We start from the raw sequence: 19,177 nt of genomic DNA on the forward strand, positions 1-19,177 counted from the left end.
CGCTGGACGGGCAACAATCTTTGCGTTGCCCGTCCTTTCTGCTGTGAGCGCAGGAGTACAGATATGTCTCAGCCTACGTCGACAGGTGGACTAGAAATCACACACCCTCAGAGCAAATCCATGAAAAATCGGCCTAAGAGAAAGTTGACACCACAGCAACTAGAAAATAGAACGGCCTATTTGTTTCTCACGCCTTGGTTTTTAGGGTTAATTTTTATTACCATCGGACCCGTTCTCGCATCTTTATACTTATCGTTTACCCGCTATAACATCCTTCGTCCGCCACGTTGGATAGGATTCGAAAATTATTACAATATACTCTTTATGGATCGCCAGTTCTGGACATCTGTCAAAGTCACTTTCTTCTATGTCGGATGGTCTGTGCCCTTGGTTCTCATCATGTCATTGGCTGTGGCGACTGTGCTCAACCGCGGACTGGCGTTGCTACCAATCTATCGATCCATCTTCTACATTCCATCGCTTATGGGGGGCAGCGTGGGGATCGGATTGTTGTGGCGCGAAGTTTTTGGAGCGCAAGGCGTGTTCAACGACGCACTTGCTATATTTGGTATGGCTGGTCGAAGCTGGATTGCGATACCGGAAACCGCACCATGGATACTCGTAACACTCAACGTGTGGACGTTCGGCGCATCAATGGTAATATTCTTGGCTGCGCTAAGACAAATTCCTGCTTCTTTGTATGAGGCCGCCTCGATTGATGGTGCGTCGGCTTGGACGCGATTTCGTCGAATAACCATTCCGATGTTAACGCCCATCGTGTTTTTTAACGCGGTATTGCTGACAATTCAATCGTTCCAGTCTTTCACCCAGTCATACATTGTATCTGGCGGAACTGGGGGGCCGGCGGATAGCACACTACTCTACTCTTTGTACCTCTATCAACGGGCATTTGTGCAACTGGACATGGGATATGGGTCGGCCATGGCATGGATACTACTCCTGTCGATTGCATCATTTACAGGGCTGATATTTTGGTCGGCAAAATACTGGGTATTTTATGGTGAATAGTATCAGTCCCCCAAGAAAATTCTATATGTTCAAGAAAGGCCTAGGTAAAATCTCACCACCTATGGCTGCCCTAGCGCACATTGGTTTGATCATATTAGCTTTGATAATGCTCTATCCGGTCATTTGGATGGTATTGGCGTCATTGCGACCGCAAGCTGAAATATTTTTGGACAAGAGTTTAGTTCCTAACAACTGGACCCTGGAAAACTATATAAACGGCTGGAATTTCTTTGGTGACACCACGTTTGCAACGTTCTTTGTAAATTCGTTCATCATAAGTGGATTGGCTATTGTTGGTAACGTCATGGCTGCGTGTCTTTGCGGATATGCTTTCGCTAGACTGAAGTTCAAGTGGCAATCTTTGTGGTTTGCGATAATGATCGGTTCGATGATGCTGCCTTTTCATGCACAGTTGATCCCTCAGTATATACTTTTCGTTAAAATTGGTTGGGTCAATACTTTCCTGCCTCTGGTTGTTCCAAAATTTTTGGCTACCGATTCGTTTTTTATCTTCCTAATGGTCCAATTCATGAGGACTTTGCCGCGTGAACTGGAGCAGGCCGCGATGATTGACGGGGCATCGTACTGGCAAAGATTCACACGAATTATACTTCCCCTGTGCGTCCCCGCGATTGTAACAACATCCATATTTACATTCATAAATACGTATAATGATTTTTTGAGCCAGTTGATATACTTATCAGGTTTAGACAACATGACGGTTTCTTTGGCTCTTCGTTTGTTTATCGACGCGGGGGAGGTGACTCGTATTTCGGCAGCATGTTTGCCATGGCCACACTAGCTATCGGGCCCATGTTGGGATTCTTCATTGCCACCCAACGGTACCTCGTCGAAGGCGTGGCCACCCAGGGCTTTAAGTAAAGGAAACACCATGGCGAATGTCATCTTGAAAGATTTGACCAAACGATATGGAGGGGGCGCGCTAACAGCGGTTAGCAGCCTCAACCTGAGCATCGAGGATGGTGAATTTCTTGTGCTTGTTGGCCCGTCGGGGTGCGGAAAGTCAACCGCATTGCGTATGATTGCGGGACTGGAGGAGATCACAAGTGGGGAAGTTTCAATCAACGACAATGTCGTAAATGACGTACATGCGAAAGACCGCGACATAGCTATGGTATTTCAAAATTATGCGCTGTACCCACACATGTCAGTATATGACAACATGGCATTTGCGCTGCAGATCGCAAAGTTTCCATCTGAAGAAATCAAAAAGAAAGTCCATGAAGTCGCCGCAATTTTGCAGCTGGAGCCGTTCCTGAAACGCCGCCCGGGTCAACTGTCAGGCGGACAACGCCAGCGCGTGGCCATGGGACGGGCTATCGTGCGTCAACCGTCGGTTTTTCTCATGGATGAGCCACTTTCGAACCTCGATGCAAAACTGCGGGTACAGATGAGGTCGGAAATTGCCCGGATCCAGGATAGGCTCCAAGTTACTACAATTTACGTCACCCATGATCAAATCGAAGCTATGACCATGGGCGACAGGGTAGCACTAATGAAGGACGGAATGTTGCAGCAAGTTGATACACCAAGCAACATTTACGGGCGGCCGGCAAATACTTTTGTAGCGTCGTTCATCGGATCGCCGGCAATGAACCTGTTTCACGCAAATATTGGCGATCCGTTGGCCGACGGAGCTTCCTTAAGGCTTGGGTCGCATCAACTGCATATCCCTCAAAAGGTGTTTGAGGTGCGTTCCGAATTGAAGGAATATTTCAATCGCGATGTGATTGCTGGCATTCGACCCGAAGATATGGATGATGCCGCACTTACGAATTCTCACCCCGATAACGAAACTATTTCGGCCCGGATAGTGCTCGCCGAAGCATTAGGGTCCGACATTATCATTCATCTGGACTTCGATGCCAAAATGGCCGAAGTAATCGACCCCGACACGTTGTCTGACATTTCAAAGTCACTTGATGGCGAAAATGCAGGGATTTGCGTCGCGCGCTTTGACGCAAAATCCCAAGCTAAAGCAGGCGAGACTGTCAAGGTCAGCGTTGATTGTGAACGTCTTCACTTTTTTGACTCCGAAACCGGTCTGGCAATCCGGGGGGATTAGCGTTCATCATCTGCCCGCGCGAACAGCGTAGTTCTGCGATTTCATGGCAGTCGCATTTTCTAAGTTGCTCCCCCACCGACAATCAAACGAAATCTGCTTCCTAGTCGAAATGTCCATTTGAACGACGCTACAAAGTATTTGTTGTGTATTGAGGCCAAATTTTTGATTGCAGGCTCGAAAGATAAAACGTAGATCGCTGCATGAAGAAATTGTGCCACAGCTAAGGATGATGGTTGTTGAGGGACGTTGGAGTGTTGGGGAAAAACTTCCTGAGCTTCAGTTGAGTGAAGAGTTAGGCGTATCGCGTACCCCGGTTCGCGAGGCGGTAAATATCCTGGCTGCGGAAGGGCTTTTGGTGGTGAGGCCCAGAGTTGGCGCCAGTATCAAGGTCCTCAGGCCGAAAGAAGTTGAGCAACTTTTCGAAACGGCCGGAGCAATCGAGGCGGCCGCGGCGCGTTTCGCGGTAGACAGGGCAAGTGCGAATGAGCTGGACCGTATCTCCGCGATTCATGCTAAGATGGTCAATAGATTTGAGCGAGGCGAGCGCGCTTGATATTTTGCGATGAACCAAAATATTCACATGCTCATCGTCGCCGCTGCCGGTAGCGAAGTTCTCAGCGACCTTCATGAAAAGCTGCTCATGCGTATGCGCCGAATTCGATTTGCCTGCACTAATGACGCGGACGGTTGGAAAAGCGCGCTGGAAGAACATGAGGAAATGTTGTCGGCTCTCAAAAATCGCAACGTCGAGCATCTAACCAGTCTCCTGACAGCCCATATGGACAGGGGTTGGATGCGCGTGCGAGATTTTGTCAAATTGGAATACGAACAACGCTAGTGTGCCGACCTCGCATTCGTCTCGGTAAACGGCACAGCGCTTACGCCTTTCCGCTGAATAGTGCGTTCATTTCCGACCACGCGCTGCGGCAACATTGGGTCATTTCGCCTAAACCTTCAACACATCTGGTTTTGGAAATGGCGCTGCGACGCTTGACTACACTCGTTCACATCACGCGACAATCGTAACCAACACTTGCATGATCGCCGTATCGGAATGCAATCACGGGCTGCTGCTCAAGCCGAGAATACAAGTGGCCACCGCCAGTCGCTATCAGCGAAGATAAGCATCGACGATGGGCAAGCGGTGGACTGATCCGTATTCTGCCGCCTGCTGTAACAGTTTACTCTCAATCAATCGCTTCAAGCATCAGGCCCCAGTCGGTGGTATTATCCGGACGCGTCGGCAACGGCAGAAGCATGCTCATAGGGGTCTGGACTTGGACGGTCTGGGGCAGCCAATGCCCGGTGCGAGGATCAAACCATGTCGCTTTGTATCGCTGACACTGCTGTTTGGTTCCACGCATCTCGATGGACTCGGCACAATTGGCCTCAAAATAGATCATAAACCAGGTCTTGTCTTTATTACCCGCTGCGTAGCACCAGCCTTCATAGCCCCTGACCGTTCCGTTGCGGTTGGGAATTAGATGTTCAGAATTGGGAACAAGGTCATAAAGAGCGTCACCTTTGACATGTGCAAACTTTGTCAAATGCTGCACGGTCCGACCAGAACTCCATTTAAATGAGTCCCACATGATGCTTCGTGAGTTTTCCTCGATTGACGATTGCCAGATGCCGTCACACCCGTAAATATAGCCGGCAAATCCTCCGGACAGTAAGCTGCCGTACATGCCGGATCGCACGTACATATCGTCCTCGAGCGTGTCTCCTTTTTTGCAGTTTTGAGGTATCAATCCTAACGTGGAGCCCGAATAATAGGGTTCACCATTTAAAGCTGGGTGCACTGGGTCTGCATTGAACTGTTCCGTAAGATACCAATACGCATAATGTTCGCGCGCATTTCCGATTTGATGAATATCGAGCCAGCGGCACTCCTCCGGACCTCCGAAGTTGACCAGGGTTGACGGGCCGGGATTTGCCGAGAGCATAGTGCCAAATGGTGGTTTACCCCAGCGGTCCACCACAAGGTTGCAGGGTTCGTTGTATTCCCGGCTTGGAATTGTACCCTTATAGGAATCGAAGTGAATTGGACTTAAGATCGCATTGTGCGCCTGATAACGTGCAAAGATAAATTGCACGAACCGTGCGTAGCTTTCCGGCCAATCGTGATATTTTTTCCACATTAGACCGGTATCGCGCCGCGCCACCTCAACAAATGGAACAAAGCCCATCTCGAATATTATGTCCATTTTCTTGTCGAGAATTTTAAAGTATTCTGGATTGACCTTGTCATAGTCTGGCACAATATTTTCGAACTCAGGTACCTTCCCAGGAAATTCAAAAGGCCGACCACCCTCATTGTGCATAGGCATAGCCGATCCATTTTTTACCGGCCATGCACTTCTAATGCACAGTCCCTCGTCATCGGACAGGTTGGCGGGTTGCCCGTCGTCGTCCCAACACGGTTGCACTGTGATGAGCGCAACAGAATTGAAACCTTGCTCTTTGCGGAATTGCAAATAGTCCGCAATTGAAGAATTAGGACCAAGGTCGGTGTTGATATCGCCGTTCGGCAATGGAAAGCGGAACGAAGGAACTGACCACCAGGTATCGCCGACCAAGAAGAATGGCGTTCCATCAGCATATTGCAGTCCGCGTCCATTCTTGCCAATGCCAACCATGCCGCGTCGGTTTGGGTTCGCCTCGATTTCATCCACACTCCAGCCTGCTGCAGTGAAAGCGCCAGACTTGTTGCTAAGCCCCAAATCACCAGACTTGGACCCACTTGTCCACGTCCACTTTCCTGGTGCTGAAGCCGCAACGCGAACGCAAAATTGCTGGCTACCGTTCCAGAAACCAAAGACTCGCTTGCTAAAGTCAGGACCTTTTAGGTCAATCCAAATTTCCTCTTCGACATAGGCATTCTGATAGCTTTCCGCGGCTTCAAAACAAATCTCAAATGGTTGCCAAATACGGACTTCTGGGGTGTCTGTCGGCGTGTAAACGGCTGGCATTGAGATGCGTCCTTCCATAATTTGTAATTACAGGCTATCATCGTCAATGGGGAGTCAATTCCTTATTGAGGCGGAGAGCGACACATAAAGCCGGTACTAATCATCAAGAGGATGTTGATTTTGTTGAACCCTGCTTTGCTAACGAATTCAACTTGCGATTTGGCGGGCGACAGTTCGCGGATGCGTTCTTCAGGGAGGTGCGTGTGGCAAGTATTTGCGTACGGTTTATTGAAGGCTTGTCGCTCCGATCAGCAAGCGAATATCTGTTTCTCTTGACTTATATCCCGCTGATGAACGGGATTGCGTTGTCGCTCCCGATCCGAGTTAGACTGCCCTTTGGGCGCTATTAATGATCTTCGACATGCGCCGTAACGCTAGGCAAGTCACCTCACATCAATGCGATGTGGACTGCCCCTAGCCCGGTAGACAGGTCCCGCCTATCCTTTGAGCATAGGAGGCAGCTTGTGAGCACACAGAGATTTACCCCAGAATTTAAGGAAGAAGCCGTCAGGCCGGTGGTTGAGCGGGGCGATCGCGTTCCGGATGCGGCGGCGCGCTTGGGCGTGTCGGCCCACAGTCTGTACAAATGGGTCAAGGCCGTGTCCCCCGACCGGTCCGAGCAGCAATCGCAGGAGCGAACGAGACTGCCTGGGGGACGAGAATTTGAAGTCCAAATTCGCTGCCGTTTTCTGTCAGCTAGATATACTATAAAAAGCGAGCTTTTCGATCGCCAAATTCTTGGCTCGAAGAGTCGCGTCGCCGTAACCGTCTGATGCCGTGCGGCCCGCATGTCCTTGAATGCTGTCCACAATGTAGGGGTCCAGTCCAGCTTCGCGCGACAGCGTCTTGAAGCGGTGGCGCCAGCCATGACTGGGCTGGACGCCGGCGGGACTGAGCCCCTTGGCTTGTAGCCACTTTCCCACACTAGCGGATACGGCCTGAGCTGGACGCTTGTCTGGGGAACCGGTGGGGGAATGAAAAAGAGGTCCTTCGGGTTGCGCTTCGACAAACTCCAGGAAGCCAATATCCTTGAGTTGTTGATGTATCGGTACGTTTCGGTAGTGTTTCCCTTTAACGTTGCCGGCCTCGGGCGTTATGTGCAGATAACAAATGCCGTCTTCGGTGCGGATGTCGGACCGCCGGAGCTGAAGGATTTCGCCGACCCGGGCGCCAGTGAATGCGCACAACCAAGGACCCCAGCGCCTGGCAGCGGTAGTATGAGGTGATTCCCGATTCGCCGGGTTGTCGCGTGCTGGGGGTTGGTACGCCAAGCAGAATTTAAGAATTGTCAGGGCTTCCGAATCTGTGAATCCTTTTTCACGCGAAATGGGTTTGGCATACACGTGAACGCGAACGCCTTTCGCGACGTTTTCCGGTAGTTTGCGGTCAGCAACTGCATCAGATAGAACTGCTTTTAAAGACGCCAACCATACGTCTCTGACCGTTTTGGCGCTGAGTGTCTCAAGCTTCAAGTCTCGCCAGGCGATGACTTCCTCTGCGGTCAACCGGCGGGCGTCGTCGGATTGCTGGATCGACGACCCTTTCAACTCGCGGGTCTCTTTCAGAAACTGGAATAGATCATTGAAAACCGGGGTCCATCCCTTCCGCGCCGAGACACCACCGCCCTGATCTTCAAGCCGTTGGAGGTGCTGTTCAAGCAGTTGTTGAAGCGAGAGTGGTTCAACGAAGGGCGCAACTTCGACCTCCACGATTTCAGGAGCCAAGTGGGCTGGGTGAGTTAGTTGGTACGCAGGCACACCCTCATCTCGCTCATACATCTGGGCGAGAACCTCCAGTTCGGCTTCCGCGATGCTGCGCGCGATCTGACGCCACTCGGGTGAGCCTGATACCGCATTGATATTTCCGCGAAGGCGATATTGTCTTAAAAAATCCCCAAGTAGTTCTTCAAGCTGATCGTTACTTAGGGTTCCCGCAATGGCAGCACGAAGGTCTGCTACATAGGTATCGTTTATGCCAACCGTCGCCCACATTGGTTCCACATTCCGCATATACTCGTCGCGGGCCAGCCCTTCACCGTAATGCAACCTCGCCAGGTCGGTAGGGCTCAATGGCGCCGAACGTATTGCGGCGGACGCGGCCTCACGCTCGGTTTTTGTGAACAGTTGGCTTCTGGCATGATCCAGTCTGGCGTTAATTGTACAGAGTGCTGCAGGAAGCATAGACGTTGCCGCCCGTCGGTCAGCACCAAGGGCCTTGGTAAGTTCGCGCGCTTGGACAAACTCTCGAAGGCTCTGCCGGAACGACCTTGCGAGCATAATATCGCCCATCGCGTTCCAATAAATATCTGATTTTACCAGCCATCCGGCACACCCATTTTGTAGCAAGAATGTGGTAGACAAAATGGGTATAACCGTTGAAAAATCAAGAGTCTGAATGATATCAAAGGATTAGCATGGTGCTGCCGGACAGGATTGAACTGTCGGCCTCCCCCTTACCAAGGGGGTGCTCTACCACTGAGCTACGGCAGCATTGTTGGCGCAAGGGGAGACCCACGCTCGGCACCGCGGCTCTACTGCCATAGGGTAAACCTCGACGCAAGGCCAAAAAGCGCATAAACTCAACTCGCCTACTGTCGCGCGCGCCGCAAAAATGCGACCAGCGCACACCAATCTGCCTCCTGCGCCCGTCCAACCCCCGAAACATCATGACCAAATCCGAGCAAGCCAAGGCCCGCGAGCAAAAATTGGCCGCAAAGCTGCGTGAAAACCTGCGTCGTCGCAAGAATCAGACAAAGGCCCGTGCCGATGCAGATGCCGCCGCCCCGCTGGAGCCGGAAACGCCGCCCGGCAAGCAATCGTAAACCATTTTAGCCCCAAGCTGGCCGGGCCTATGCCTTGAAGCGGCGGGCCGAAACAGCTATTGACCCAATCTCTTTTGCGGCAGCCTGCCGCGTGCCGGGCTTGTGCGCCCGCAAGCTTAGGAAACGACATGGATCGCATTCGCCTGGTGGGTGGTAACGAGTTGCGCGGCGAGATCGTCATCTCCGGCGCCAAGAACGCCGCCCTGCCGCTGATGATCGCCTCATTGCTGACCGACGAGCCGCTGGTGCTGGAAAATGTGCCCCGCCTCGCCGACGTCAAGCAGGCTCGAGCGCATCATGGAAAACCATGGCGTTGATATTGCCGTTCACGGGCGTCGGCGCGGCGAGGCTGAAGGCGTTGGCCAGCGCATGACCTTCCACGCCGCCGACATCGTCGATACAACGGCTCCTTATGAACTGGTGTCGAAAATGCGGGCCAGCTTTTGGGTCATTGGCCCCTTGCTGGCGCGCGAGCACAATGCCCGTGTTTCGCTGCCCGGCGGCTGCGCTATTGGTACGCGGCCTGTCGATTTGTTCCTCTTCGGTCTCAAGGCGCTGGGCGCGGAAATTGACATCGATGAAGGCTATGTCGTTGCCAAGGCTCCCGAGGGCGGTCTGATCGGCGCCCATATTGTTTTCCCCAAAGTGTCGGTCGGCGCGACTCATACAATATTGATGGCCGCAACGCTGGCGCGCGGCACCACCATCATCGAAAATGCCGCCCAGGAACCCGAAGTCACCAATGTTGCCGAGTGCCTTGTGGCCATGGGCGCGAAAATTTCGGGTATTGGCACACGCACCTTGACCATCGAGGGCGTGGAAAAGCTCCACGGCGCCACCGTTGAAGTCATTCCTGATCGTATCGAGACCGGTACCTTTGCCATGGCCACAGCCATGACGGGCGGCGACGTGCTGTTGCGCGGCGCCCAGCCCATGCACCTGCAGGCGGCGCTCGACATTTTGGCCCAAACCGGCACCGAAATCAGCCAGGAAGAGGGAGGACTGAGGGTCCAGCGCAATGGCAATGGTATTCACTCGGTCGATGTCGATACCGCGCCATTCCCCAATTTCCCCACCGATCTTCAGGCCCAGTTCATGGCGCTGATGACCATGGCCGATGGGGTTTCCAACATTCGCGAAACCATTTTTGAGAATCGCTATATGCATGTGGCCGAACTGGCCCGCTTTGGTGCCGACATTCGCGTTGACGGGCAGTTGGCCACCATCAGTGGCAAGCACGCGCTCAAGGGTGCTCAGGTCATGGCCACCGATTTGCGCGCCTCTGTGTCGTTGGTTATCGCGGGGCTTGCCGCTCAGGGCGAAACCATCGTCAATCGAGATCTACCATCTCGATCGTGGTTTTGAACGTCTCGAAGAAAAACTCAGCCGCTGCGGCGCCGAAATCGAACGCCTCGCCGGCTGATCAAATCCACCGCCCTCAAAACCCCTAGGGGACGCCCTTCTGTTCATGGGCACCGGTTTTTCCCCTCGCGGTGTCACCCCGGGCTTGACCCGGGTTCCATCATGAGATGTGTCCGCACCCACAGCTTGTCCAGACCTTACGACGGATTCCGGCCTCCGCCGGAATGACATGGTGCGGGCGGAAGGTCGACAACACACCAAAACCACACCTGCGCCGATACCTCCCCCGCGCAGACACACCTCGCCCCCTCGCAAAACTTATCCCCACCCCCAAAACCTTGTGCGAACATGGCCTCACTCCCCACGCGATTGCGGGGTCGCGACGAACGGTCCGTGGGAGAGCAGATGGGTGGGAGGCGGTCGCGCGCTCCTGGGTCCGTGTGACACGTAGTTCCGGCCAGGCCGGAACGCAGGCTCCATAGTCCTGAAAGCCCATCGCATGCGGCGAGACCAGTCTCGCACTATAAAAATCACATGAGGCCGGTTCTCGCCGCATGTCGCAATCATTTTGTAACCGCAGGTTTTGGCCGGGCGGGGTTTGCCTGCGGCCATTATGTCCAAACGCATTGCCCCCATCCCGACAAACTTGTAGATCGACAAGGGCATGACCAGATAGGGTTCTACCCGAACGGTAAGGACAGTGACCATGACCGACCTCAAGCTATTGGCGCTCGATAGCGAAGATCTCGAAGTAATCTCGGCGCATGCGCAGGACGCGGTGGTTCGTGTCGGCGACATGGGCTATGCCCGCAAGGATCGGCGCTTTGCCATGCTGATGAACCGATTTGATTGGGAAAGCGGGACCGGGCGCGACAAGGGCCAACGCAAGCGCGCCGCGTTGCATTTCGATGGTGTCCAGTCCGTTGCCACCGCTGGTATTGACACAAATGCCCATGATGGCGTGCTTGAGCTGCTCTCGATCCAGTTCGAAGCCATTGATGGGCCCGCTGGCATTATCGAACTCAATTTTGCTGGCGGCGGCTCGGTCCGGCTGGGCGTCGAATGTCTTGAGGCGCGCCTGTCCGATTTGGGTGCCACTTGGGCGGCTGCGGCCAAGCCAGCCCACGCGCTTGATTGATCAAGGTACTTCATGCCCATTCGCCTAAACGCAACCCAGCCTGATTTCGAGCAGCAGTTTGTTGCCCTTCTGGGGTCCAAGCGCGAAAGCTCACAGGAGGTGGGCGACATTGTCACAACCATCATTGCCGATGTTAAATCGCGCGGTGATCAGGCGGTGGCCGAACTGACCAACAAGTTCGATGCAGCCGGTGTCAGCCCCGATACGCTCCGCTTCACCCCCGAGCAAATAGAAACGGCCGCTGCCAGGACCGATCCGAAGGTGCGCGACGCACTTCAGTTTGCCCATGACCGCATCCGCGCCCACCACGAAAAGCAAAAGCCGGTCGATCATATCTATCAGGATGATCTGGGCGTTACTCTGGGCACGCGCTGGAGCGCCATCGAGGCCGTCGGCATCTATGTGCCCGGCGGGCTTGCCTCTTACCCATCCTCGGTCCTGATGAATGCGATACCTGCCAAAGTAGCCGGGGTCGAACGCATTGCCATGGCAGTGCCGACGCCCAATGGCGAGATCAGTCCTGCCATTCTGGCGGCCGCCCAGATAGCCGGGGTCAGTGAAATTTATCGCATTGGCGGGGCTCAGGCGATCGCCGCCCTTGCGTTCGGCACCAATTGCATCGCCCGCGTTGACAAGATTGTTGGACCCGGCAACGCTTTTGTCGCGGCGGCCAAGCGCCAGGTTTTCGGTACTGTCGGTATCGACATGATCGCCGGTCCCTCCGAAGTGCTGGTCATTGCCGATCACACCGCCAATCCCGCCTGGGTTGCCGCCGATCTCATCGCCCAGGCCGAGCATGGGGGCGGCGCTCAGTCTATTCTGGTTACCACTCACCCACCGCTGGCCGACGCGGTGATGGCCGAAATGGGTCGCCAGATTGCCCTGTTGCCGCGCCAGTCAATTGCCCGCGAAGGCTGGGAAGATTTTGGCGCCATCCTCACCGTGCCAACGTTGGGTGTCGCGGTGCAATTGGCCAATCGCATTGCCTCGGAACATGTCGAACTTGCTGTCGAAAATCCCAAGGCGCTGATGGGCGATATTCGCCATGCCGGCGCGATCTTTCTCGGGCACCACACGCCCGAGGCCATTGGCGATTATGTTGGGGGCTCCAATCACGTGTTGCCCACGGCGAGGTCGGCCCGCTTTGCTTCAGGCCTCGGCGTCCTCGACTTCGTCAAGCGCACCTCTGTGTTGGGCTGCGATCCGGGTTCCTTGGCGGCGCTTGCCGACGCGGCGGTGACCATCGCCGAGGCCGAACAACTCGACGGGCATGGTCGCTCCATTTCGATCCGGCTTAACCGGTAATCGGGTATGGGGGAGGCGATATTCCAGCCCGAAACCGACCGCCTGATCACGGTAACGCTTGATCCGTCCACGATCACCTCCATCGATCCCGATGTGGTGCATGAATGGCGCATCGCCATTTACGATCTGCTCGAAGACAATAAATTCGCGCCAGCCCGCGTCGAAGCCACCGGCCCCTATGCGCTGCATCTTTCGATCATTGGCAATTACATCGTGCTCGATGTGCGCGATCCGCACGATTTCCGCCCCATCGCCGCGCACTATCTGTCGCTGACCCCGTTCCGCCGCCTGATCAGGGACTATTTCCGCATTCGCGACAGCTATTACGAAGCCATTCGATCCGCCCAGCCCTATCAGATTGAAACCGTCGATATGGCGCGGCGCGGTCTGCACAATGACGCCGCCGAACTGCTGCGCACGCGCCTGACCAACAAGCTTCATATCGATCTCAATACCGCCCGGCGTCTCTTCACCCTGATCTGTGCCGTCCAACCCTATGCCGCGCGCATCGATGAAAGCAAAAGCGAACTGCCCACAGTATTGTTCGTCTGCTCGATGAATTCGGTGCGCTCGCCCATCGCGGCGGCCCTGGCACGCCAATTGTTTCCCGGTCGCATCATTGCCCGTTCGGTCGGCGTCAATGGCGGCAAGGCCGACCGGTTTGTCCATGAAGTCATGGAAGAAATCGGTATCGACATGTCGGTGCACACCCCCCACACCATGGCCGAACTGGTGGCCAACCATTTTGATCTGGTCATTACCCTGTCACCCGATGCACCCGACGCGGTGCAACGACGCGGTCTTGAAACCGGCGCCATCGAACATTGGAATATTGAAGACCCCTCGCTGGTCGAAGGCAATCGCGCCACTGTGCTCGATGCCTATCGACATCTGCGTGATGATTTGAGGCAGCGCGTAAGGGCGCGGCTGGAAGCCTTGGTCGCCATATCCTCCTCGACGACCTGATCGAATGGACGGCCACCTTATGCCCGCGACATCATTTGCCCATAGACTGGTCTTCCCATTGGCAAAAAGTCAGAAAGTCTTTGTGACACGGGCCTGCATGATTTATTCAGAACCAGATTTTCGCCTGCAACCAGAGAGCGCATTTAATGGCTAGCCGCCCCGAACTGATTCTGGCTTCAGCATCCCCTCGCCGCCTCGCCCTGTTGAACCAGATCGGCATCGACCCCGAGCATTTGTTGCCGGCACATGTTGATGAGACAGCTGAAAAGGGTGAACTGCCACGCAAGCTGGCCGCCCGTTTGGCCGATCTCAAGGCGCGGACCGCCCAGCACAAGGCCCGGCAAGCCGGGTTTGGCACCAATGCGCTGGTCCTGGCGGCCGATACGGTCGTTGCCGTCGGGCGGCGGATCCTGCCCAAGGCAGAAACCATGGAAGAAGCATCCAGTTGCCTCAACCTGTTGTCGGGTCGTGCTCATCGTGTCTTCACCGGTCTGACCCTCATTACCCCCTCGGGTCAGAAGCGTCATCGGCTGGTGGAAACCCGGATCCGTTTCAAGCGCTTATCGACGCGTGAGATGGAAGCCTATTTGGCCAGCGCCGAATGGCGTGACAAGGCAGGCGGATATGCCATTCAGGGCATTGCTGGCGCCTTTGTCGTCAAGATGACTGGCTCCTATAGCGCCGTTGTTGGTCTTCCCCTGCACGAAACTGCCGCCTTGCTGGCAGGCGATGGCTATCCGGTCCATTTCAACTGGCTCAATCAGTCGAGCCTGACAGGGGTTTAGCCGGTGAGCATAGGTCTTGGAAAAAGCAAACCCTGCCCGATCTGCAAGAAGCCGTCCGTTGCAGAGTTTCACCCCTTCTGTTCGGCCCGTTGCGCCGATGTCGATCTCAATCGCTGGCTGACCGGCGCCTATGTTATCCCCGCCCGCGACGACGAAGCGACCCAGGATGATGAGGACGGCGCGCTTGGCTACAATGAGGACGACAACATCTAAGCCCTCAAAATATCCTCCATCGAAATTATTGCGGTAATCTGCTTGTCCACACTGCGCATTCCCGCTTGCACCAACAAATTCGATCTCCTATAAGGCCCAAGCGTTTCGCAGGGCCGGTTCTTCCCGCCCACGCCCGGGTAGGCTCAGTTGGTAGAGCAGCGGATTGAAAATCCGCGTGTCACTGGTTCGATTCCGGTCCCGGGCACCATTACTTTTTCAGCCATATTTAGGTCTCCTAACATCTTGAATGGTGTGGATATTTTGGCGGTTCGATAACCCTCGCCGCGCACGTATGGGAGCTTCTCCGCAAACACCAGTTTCAGCACCGCCCGGCGATCTTCGATGCGGGGCGAATGCCATAGTTTCTGGGGGTTTGAGAGGAAATCGAAGGCGGTTCGATAAGTTTCCTGGAAACCTCTGACAGGCTTGCCGGAATTCCTCATTTTGTCGTCGAGCATCGCCTTCCGCGCTTCCAGTTCGATGATCTTGCGCTCGTAAGCGCGGACCATGGAATCGCTGGTTGCATCGGCGATACGGTCAAGCAGTTGGTCGAGCCTTGCGGTCAACCTCGACAATCTCTTGGCGAAGGTGAGCCGTTTGCCCCTCCATGCCCTTGGTCTTTGCGTCCCATAGGTCTTGGAACATCACAGACGCCAGATTGAACATGCCTTCCGTTGGGCGAAGAGCGCCCAGCAGCTTTTCAAAGTCGCCTTCAATCACTTCACCACGGACCGACTTGCGCGCCATGGCGCAGCCGCGCGTGTCGCAAAGGTAGTACCGATAGGACGCACTGCGCCCCTTCGACCAACACGCTGTCAGCGGCTCTCCGCAATCGCCGCAGGTGACAAAACCGCGCAATGGGAAGTCCTCGCGGAAATCTTTGCGCACTGGAGCTTTCGCCATTCCTGTATGACGCTCTTGCACGGCAATCCAGGTCTCTAGCGAGACCAGAGGCTCATGCTTCGCGGGAATGAGATGCAGACCCCATTGCTCATGTGTCATGTGCGCCGCGTACACAGGGCGCGCAAACAACTCGTTGATACGCTCCTGATGGATTTCACCGTGCTTGTCCTTCGGCCACGCGGGCTGCGCTTCCAAGAAGCGCTTTACTTCAACGATGGTCTCGAAGCGCCCAGAGGCATAGCCTTGCAAGGCATCGGCCACGATGGTCGCGAACGGCTCATCCCGCACAAGGAATTTTCCGTGGCCAGGCTTCCGCTCCATGCGGTAGCCGATGGGGGGCGCGCCACCCAATATCCGTTCATGGCGCGAGCGCGCATGCGGTTCTTTGTTTGCTCCGCATTCTTGCGGCGCTGGTGCTGCGCGACAGTCGCTAAAAGATATTCGCGAAGGCTCGCTGTCTGCGTCTTCGCCGAATTCGACGGATGGCGATTCCAGGATGCCGCCCGCCAGTGTGATGGCGGCGCGCAATTCGATATGCGCTTCGACGCCTCTGGCAAGGCGCGATATGTCGTCGATGATGACGATATGCGGCTCCTTCTTTTGTTTTTTAAGGAAGGCGAGCATCAGGCGCATACCAGGGCGCTCTTTCAAGCTGCCCGATACGTCGTCACGGAAGACTTCCGCAACGTCGTAGCCGCGATAGCCTGCAAACTCACGGCAGCGCGTTTCCTGGCTGGCGAGACCATCGCCTTCCTTCGTCTGCTTCACGCTCGATACGCGGCAGTAGATAACCGCCTTGTTGGGTTTGAGATGTGTCATGGGCGCTCCTTCCTTCGCTTGCCACTGGCAGGCGAAGCGAACGCGCTGGAGAGGCTGGCTTTAATGTCTGGGGGTGTGTTGCCCGAAGATACCACGGCTGGAATCCGCTTTTCATCTCTCGCGTGCATTTCATGCACATGCTGGATCGGATCATCGCCGTGGGCGCTGTCTATGAAGCTGGCCATGATCTGGCGCATCGCGGCAATCATCTCAATCTTGGCGGACAGCGGCACGTCGAGGTGAGCGATGTGGCTCAAATATCCTGCCATCCATTCCGTCGCAGCAACGTCTTCCATACTGGCGTTTAAGCGATCCATGCCACACCGTCCTTTCTGGTCTTTTGGCCTCCATTGCTCTCAATCCTGCAAAATTGCAGATGAGAACAATACCAGAACAAAATCCTAAATACAAGAATTTATTCCTACGGACATATTCTTGCTTGTTCAGCCCTGGCAGAGGTGATGGCACGCATTTTTACGAAAAATCGCAATGGTCATATGGAAAGGAAAACCGAGCGTTTACCTCCTGCGCTTACAAATCCCTCAGTAGGTTCAGGGATTTACCGGAGTGGTTGCTACCCCCAAAGAAAAAACGCGCTGCAGCGCCGATAATCGCGTCCGGCAAATTGTCGGACTACCATCTGCGCCTGATCATCAAGGCTTACGCCTATGACGTTCCCGCAGCACATGCGGCCAAATCTATGAGCGTCAGCTACGTTTCGGTCCGGAATATCTATGCGCTTATCCGCCGTCGAATGATCGAACTTGGCCTCTATCAGAGCCGCGAGCGGTACGAAGCGTTTATGGAAGAAGGCGAGAGGGATGACGGACCATACTGGGACCGCTCAAACTATGATCGCTATGTAAAGAGAGGTTTGAGTTTGCGGCGCGGCGTGACGCCCGCGACCAAACACGAACATATTGCAGAACTGATCTTCCGCTTTGCCAAGCCAGCGCACCTTACCGCCGAGCAACACAATGCTAGGCACCATGCCGACATCGTTCAATTAATCAAGCTCAGTGGTCCGCTCAATCGACCACTCACGGAAGATGCCCGAGACCGCGCCTTCTGGTACAGAGGCGAGCGCACTTTGTCGCTTGCAATGGAAGGATTGGGGCGAATTCTGAATCTAGCGGACAGAGATTTCTCTAGGGGCCGTTCCAAGCCAGACCCGCGCCCACCTTGGCCGATAAGAAAGAAGTATCGACGCTAAATAGGTATTACAGGTAATACCGAATACGCTCAGGAGACTGGCTCGAATTCATCGCCTTCCCCCTTGGGCGGTTCCATCCTCCTGTAGAACGCGATGAGTTTGCGCCGCACCTTTCTCACCTGATGCAGGGCCGTATAGATGCGGTCCAGATGATGAGGCGGGGCATTTTCTAAGCGGCGTAGCACTTCCGCTTTTGATACGGCGGTTTCCAACATTTTCTCCATGAAAACCAGCCGCAACGCTTCTGCTTCGTGATCCATGTCTTGTGCCTGCTTCGCCAGAATGACGCCCTTAAAATAGATGAGGGCATGCTCCGTGACCAATCACTCCTTTTTTGCTTTGGCGCTTGGAGCGGAACTCGCCAAGCATCCACCTGTTGGTCTAGCGAAGCAGTAGAAGGAGAGATCGATGAGCTATATGCGTTTTGGCGCGATGATCGCCACTTCCACCCTCGTCATGTTCGGGCTGATGTATCTGAATACATACGCGCTCGATCATGTGTTTTTCAGTCAGACCCGCATGTGGATGGCACTCGTCATGGGAGCCACCATGGCCGCAATCATGCTTTTGTTCATGCTCAAAATGTACAAGAACAGAGCAGCGAATGTTGCCATCCTGGTCGGCAGCGTCCTTGTATTTGCGTTGTCCCTTTGGCTCGTGCGCAGCCAGGCCACGGTTGATGACGTGGCCTATATGAAGGCCATGATACCTCACCACTCCATCGCCATCATGACCAGCGAGCGCGCAAATATCAGCGACCCGCGCGTCCGCGAACTCGCAGATGAGATACTCGCCGCGCAGGTGCGAGAGATTGCTGAGATGAAAGCGCTCATCGCTGATCTGGAAAACGGCACGCCCGCACCTGAGCGCGCCGAGCAGTAGGTGTGATTATGGATTGGAGCGAGATGTTTTTTCAGGACTGGGAGGGGATTGTCCGCACGCTCATAGTGGGCGTTCTGGCTTATGTGACGCTCATCCTGTTCCTGCGAATATCCGGCAAGCGAACCCTCGCCAAACTGAACGCCTTCGACCTTGTCGTGACTGTTGCCTTGGGCTCGACCTTATCCGCGATCATTTTGCAGGAATCTGTCGCCTTGGCCGAAGGCGCGGTCGCCCTGGCCTTGCTGATCGCGGCGCAATTTGCGGTTACATTCATCTCTGTCAGGTCAAAACCTTTTGCGGGGCTGGTGAGGTCTGAGCCAGGCTCTTCTGGCAAAGGATGGTCAACTTTTGGACCAAGCCATGCACCGAGAACGGATCACCAGGGACGAGGCAATCAGCGCTATTAGGTCGAACGGTGGCAAGAGTGTTGAGGATGTGGAATTCCTCATTCTGGAAAGCGATGGCACTATTAGCGTGAGTTTGCGCCGCTGAGATGGAGCGGTTCAGGCGAACGTCGATAGATCGTAAAAAATAGGCAGTTAGAGAGAGTGCAAGATGTGCGGTGTAGTACCGCAATCTTGGCAAGGGGGCCGCTGCGCACCCCCGTTGCATCCCCCAGGCCGTGGATTCTCCAGGGCATTGAGCCCATTCTGAATCCATTCAATCGTATCGCCGATTGACAC

At 54.8% G+C, this 19,177-nt stretch carries 19 protein-coding genes, 2 tRNA genes and 3 pseudogenes; 18 read left to right on the forward strand and 6 right to left on the reverse strand.

Annotation, left to right across the window (positions count from 1 at the left end; all coding sequences use genetic code 11):
* The first annotated feature begins 63 nt into the window (after positions 1-63).
* The 5 genes and pseudogenes from PSQ19_RS17350 to PSQ19_RS20055 all read left to right on the forward strand — a co-directional run bounded on the left by PSQ19_RS17350 (position 64) and on the right by PSQ19_RS20055 (position 3,953).
* Positions 64-1,029 (forward strand): carbohydrate ABC transporter permease, encoded by a 966-nt coding sequence (locus PSQ19_RS17350; protein ID WP_282218767.1) that lies wholly within the window; start codon positions 64-66, stop codon positions 1,027-1,029.
* 25 nt (positions 1,030-1,054) lie between these two features.
* Positions 1,055-1,911, forward strand: a pseudogene (locus tag PSQ19_RS17355) (carbohydrate ABC transporter permease).
* A 10-nt stretch (positions 1,912-1,921) separates the two neighbouring features.
* Positions 1,922-3,115 carry an ABC transporter ATP-binding protein gene (locus PSQ19_RS17360; RefSeq protein WP_282218769.1) on the forward strand — a complete coding sequence of 398 codons (1,194 nt, stop codon included), beginning with the start codon at positions 1,922-1,924 and terminating at the stop codon, positions 3,113-3,115.
* Positions 3,116-3,344: 229 nt separating this feature from the next.
* Positions 3,345-3,668, forward strand: coding sequence for a GntR family transcriptional regulator (locus tag PSQ19_RS20050; RefSeq protein ID WP_407649181.1), 324 nt, complete (start codon positions 3,345-3,347; stop codon positions 3,666-3,668).
* A 27-nt stretch (positions 3,669-3,695) separates the two neighbouring features.
* Positions 3,696-3,953, forward strand: a complete 258-nt coding sequence (locus PSQ19_RS20055) for an FCD domain-containing protein (protein ID WP_407649182.1) — start codon at positions 3,696-3,698, stop codon at positions 3,951-3,953.
* A 349-nt stretch (positions 3,954-4,302) separates the two neighbouring features.
* On the opposite strand, the gene PSQ19_RS17370 is transcribed toward PSQ19_RS20055, so the two are convergent.
* On the reverse strand, positions 4,303-6,087 hold the full coding sequence (locus tag PSQ19_RS17370; RefSeq protein ID WP_282218771.1) for an apiosidase-like domain-containing protein: 1,785 nt from the start codon (positions 6,085-6,087) through the stop codon (positions 4,303-4,305).
* A 464-nt stretch (positions 6,088-6,551) separates the two neighbouring features.
* Between PSQ19_RS17370 and PSQ19_RS17375 the strand changes: the two are divergent.
* Positions 6,552-6,722: pseudogene (locus PSQ19_RS17375) on the forward strand (transposase); the annotation flags it as partial.
* Positions 6,723-6,779: 57 nt separating this feature from the next.
* On the opposite strand, the gene PSQ19_RS17380 reads toward PSQ19_RS17375, so the two are convergent.
* On the reverse strand, positions 6,780-8,447 hold the full coding sequence (locus PSQ19_RS17380; protein WP_282218772.1) for a site-specific integrase: 1,668 nt from the start codon (positions 8,445-8,447) through the stop codon (positions 6,780-6,782).
* A 54-nt stretch (positions 8,448-8,501) separates the two neighbouring features.
* Positions 8,502-8,576 (reverse strand) — tRNA-Thr (locus PSQ19_RS17385).
* 176 nt (positions 8,577-8,752) lie between these two features.
* On the opposite strand from PSQ19_RS17385, the gene PSQ19_RS17390 reads away from it, so the two are divergent.
* From PSQ19_RS17390 to PSQ19_RS17430, 8 genes and pseudogenes are all read left to right on the forward strand, one after another.
* A complete protein-coding gene (locus tag PSQ19_RS17390) occupies positions 8,753-8,908 on the forward strand; it encodes a hypothetical protein (protein ID WP_282218773.1) in 156 nt (51 codons plus the stop codon).
* Positions 8,909-9,036: 128 nt separating this feature from the next.
* A pseudogene (murA, locus tag PSQ19_RS17395) lies at positions 9,037-10,331 on the forward strand (UDP-N-acetylglucosamine 1-carboxyvinyltransferase).
* Positions 10,332-10,976: 645 nt separating this feature from the next.
* Positions 10,977-11,408, forward strand: a complete 432-nt coding sequence (locus PSQ19_RS17400; RefSeq protein WP_282218774.1) for a DUF2948 family protein — start codon at positions 10,977-10,979, stop codon at positions 11,406-11,408.
* 12 nt (positions 11,409-11,420) lie between these two features.
* A complete protein-coding gene (gene hisD / locus PSQ19_RS17405; protein WP_282218775.1) occupies positions 11,421-12,713 on the forward strand; it encodes a histidinol dehydrogenase in 1,293 nt (430 codons plus the stop codon).
* Between the two features lie 6 nt (positions 12,714-12,719).
* Positions 12,720-13,679: a UPF0262 family protein gene (locus PSQ19_RS19555; protein WP_328517687.1), complete on the forward strand. Its 960-nt coding sequence runs from the start codon at positions 12,720-12,722 to the stop codon at positions 13,677-13,679.
* A 146-nt stretch (positions 13,680-13,825) separates the two neighbouring features.
* On the forward strand, positions 13,826-14,464 hold the full coding sequence (locus PSQ19_RS17420; RefSeq protein ID WP_282218776.1) for a Maf family nucleotide pyrophosphatase: 639 nt from the start codon (positions 13,826-13,828) through the stop codon (positions 14,462-14,464).
* A 3-nt stretch (positions 14,465-14,467) separates the two neighbouring features.
* A complete protein-coding gene (gene yacG / locus PSQ19_RS17425) occupies positions 14,468-14,677 on the forward strand; it encodes a DNA gyrase inhibitor YacG (protein ID WP_282218777.1) in 210 nt (69 codons plus the stop codon).
* A gap of 131 nt (positions 14,678-14,808) precedes the next feature.
* Positions 14,809-14,885, forward strand: a tRNA-Phe gene (locus PSQ19_RS17430).
* Between the two features lie 329 nt (positions 14,886-15,214).
* Here the strand turns inward: PSQ19_RS17430 and PSQ19_RS17435 are convergent.
* Positions 15,215-16,399, reverse strand: a complete 1,185-nt coding sequence (locus PSQ19_RS17435) for a recombinase family protein (protein ID WP_282218778.1) — start codon at positions 16,397-16,399, stop codon at positions 15,215-15,217.
* Positions 16,396-16,716 (reverse strand): hypothetical protein, encoded by a 321-nt coding sequence (locus PSQ19_RS17440; protein WP_282218779.1) that lies wholly within the window; start codon positions 16,714-16,716, stop codon positions 16,396-16,398. The genes PSQ19_RS17435 and PSQ19_RS17440 overlap by 4 nt, the downstream gene beginning before the upstream one ends.
* A 59-nt stretch (positions 16,717-16,775) precedes the next feature.
* On the opposite strand from PSQ19_RS17440, the gene PSQ19_RS17445 reads away from it, so the two are divergent.
* Positions 16,776-17,612 (forward strand): hypothetical protein, encoded by an 837-nt coding sequence (locus PSQ19_RS17445; RefSeq protein WP_282218780.1) that lies wholly within the window; start codon positions 16,776-16,778, stop codon positions 17,610-17,612.
* 29 nt (positions 17,613-17,641) lie between these two features.
* On the opposite strand, the gene PSQ19_RS17450 is transcribed toward PSQ19_RS17445, so the two are convergent.
* The gene (locus PSQ19_RS17450) at positions 17,642-17,935 is read right to left on the reverse strand and encodes a hypothetical protein (RefSeq protein ID WP_282218781.1); all 294 of its coding nucleotides are present in this window, start codon (positions 17,933-17,935) and stop codon (positions 17,642-17,644) included.
* 85 nt (positions 17,936-18,020) lie between these two features.
* On the opposite strand from PSQ19_RS17450, the gene PSQ19_RS17455 reads away from it, so the two are divergent.
* The 3 genes from PSQ19_RS17455 to PSQ19_RS19560 are packed head-to-tail and all read left to right on the forward strand — an operon-like array spanning position 18,021 to position 18,986.
* On the forward strand, positions 18,021-18,494 hold the full coding sequence (locus tag PSQ19_RS17455; protein WP_282218782.1) for a DUF305 domain-containing protein: 474 nt from the start codon (positions 18,021-18,023) through the stop codon (positions 18,492-18,494).
* 8 nt (positions 18,495-18,502) lie between these two features.
* Complete coding sequence (locus tag PSQ19_RS17460; protein WP_328517688.1) at positions 18,503-18,901, forward strand: DUF421 domain-containing protein; 399 nt, start codon at positions 18,503-18,505, stop codon at positions 18,899-18,901.
* Positions 18,855-18,986, forward strand: a complete 132-nt coding sequence (locus PSQ19_RS19560; protein WP_328517689.1) for a YetF domain-containing protein — start codon at positions 18,855-18,857, stop codon at positions 18,984-18,986. Before PSQ19_RS17460 ends, PSQ19_RS19560 begins: the two co-directional genes overlap by 47 nt.
* Positions 18,987-19,177 lie beyond the last annotated feature (191 nt).

Source organism: Devosia algicola (genome assembly GCF_028816455.1).
Lineage (GTDB): Bacteria > Pseudomonadota > Alphaproteobacteria > Rhizobiales > Devosiaceae > Devosia > Devosia algicola.

Excerpts from the sequence above, each read along its gene's own strand:
- PSQ19_RS17350 (WP_282218767.1), top strand. The coding sequence starts at position 64 with ATGTCTCAGCCTACGTCGACAGGTGGACTAGAAATCACACACCCTCAG.
- PSQ19_RS17360 (WP_282218769.1), top strand. The coding sequence starts at position 1,922 with ATGGCGAATGTCATCTTGAAAGATTTGACCAAACGATATGGAGGGGGC.
- PSQ19_RS20050 (WP_407649181.1), top strand. The coding sequence starts at position 3,345 with ATGGTTGTTGAGGGACGTTGGAGTGTTGGGGAAAAACTTCCTGAGCTT.
- PSQ19_RS20055 (WP_407649182.1), top strand. The coding sequence starts at position 3,696 with ATGCTCATCGTCGCCGCTGCCGGTAGCGAAGTTCTCAGCGACCTTCAT.
- PSQ19_RS17370 (WP_282218771.1), bottom strand. The coding sequence starts at position 6,087 with ATGCCAGCCGTTTACACGCCGACAGACACCCCAGAAGTCCGTATTTGG.
- PSQ19_RS17390 (WP_282218773.1), top strand. The coding sequence starts at position 8,753 with ATGACCAAATCCGAGCAAGCCAAGGCCCGCGAGCAAAAATTGGCCGCA.
- PSQ19_RS17400 (WP_282218774.1), top strand. The coding sequence starts at position 10,977 with ATGACCGACCTCAAGCTATTGGCGCTCGATAGCGAAGATCTCGAAGTA.
- hisD (WP_282218775.1), top strand. The coding sequence starts at position 11,421 with ATGCCCATTCGCCTAAACGCAACCCAGCCTGATTTCGAGCAGCAGTTT.
- PSQ19_RS19555 (WP_328517687.1), top strand. The coding sequence starts at position 12,720 with ATGGGGGAGGCGATATTCCAGCCCGAAACCGACCGCCTGATCACGGTA.
- PSQ19_RS17420 (WP_282218776.1), top strand. The coding sequence starts at position 13,826 with ATGGCTAGCCGCCCCGAACTGATTCTGGCTTCAGCATCCCCTCGCCGC.
- PSQ19_RS17435 (WP_282218778.1), bottom strand. The coding sequence starts at position 16,399 with ATGACACATCTCAAACCCAACAAGGCGGTTATCTACTGCCGCGTATCG.
- PSQ19_RS17440 (WP_282218779.1), bottom strand. The coding sequence starts at position 16,716 with ATGGATCGCTTAAACGCCAGTATGGAAGACGTTGCTGCGACGGAATGG.
- PSQ19_RS17445 (WP_282218780.1), top strand. The coding sequence starts at position 16,776 with ATGAGAACAATACCAGAACAAAATCCTAAATACAAGAATTTATTCCTA.
- PSQ19_RS17455 (WP_282218782.1), top strand. The coding sequence starts at position 18,021 with ATGAGCTATATGCGTTTTGGCGCGATGATCGCCACTTCCACCCTCGTC.
- PSQ19_RS17460 (WP_328517688.1), top strand. The coding sequence starts at position 18,503 with ATGGATTGGAGCGAGATGTTTTTTCAGGACTGGGAGGGGATTGTCCGC.
- PSQ19_RS19560 (WP_328517689.1), top strand. The coding sequence starts at position 18,855 with ATGCACCGAGAACGGATCACCAGGGACGAGGCAATCAGCGCTATTAGG.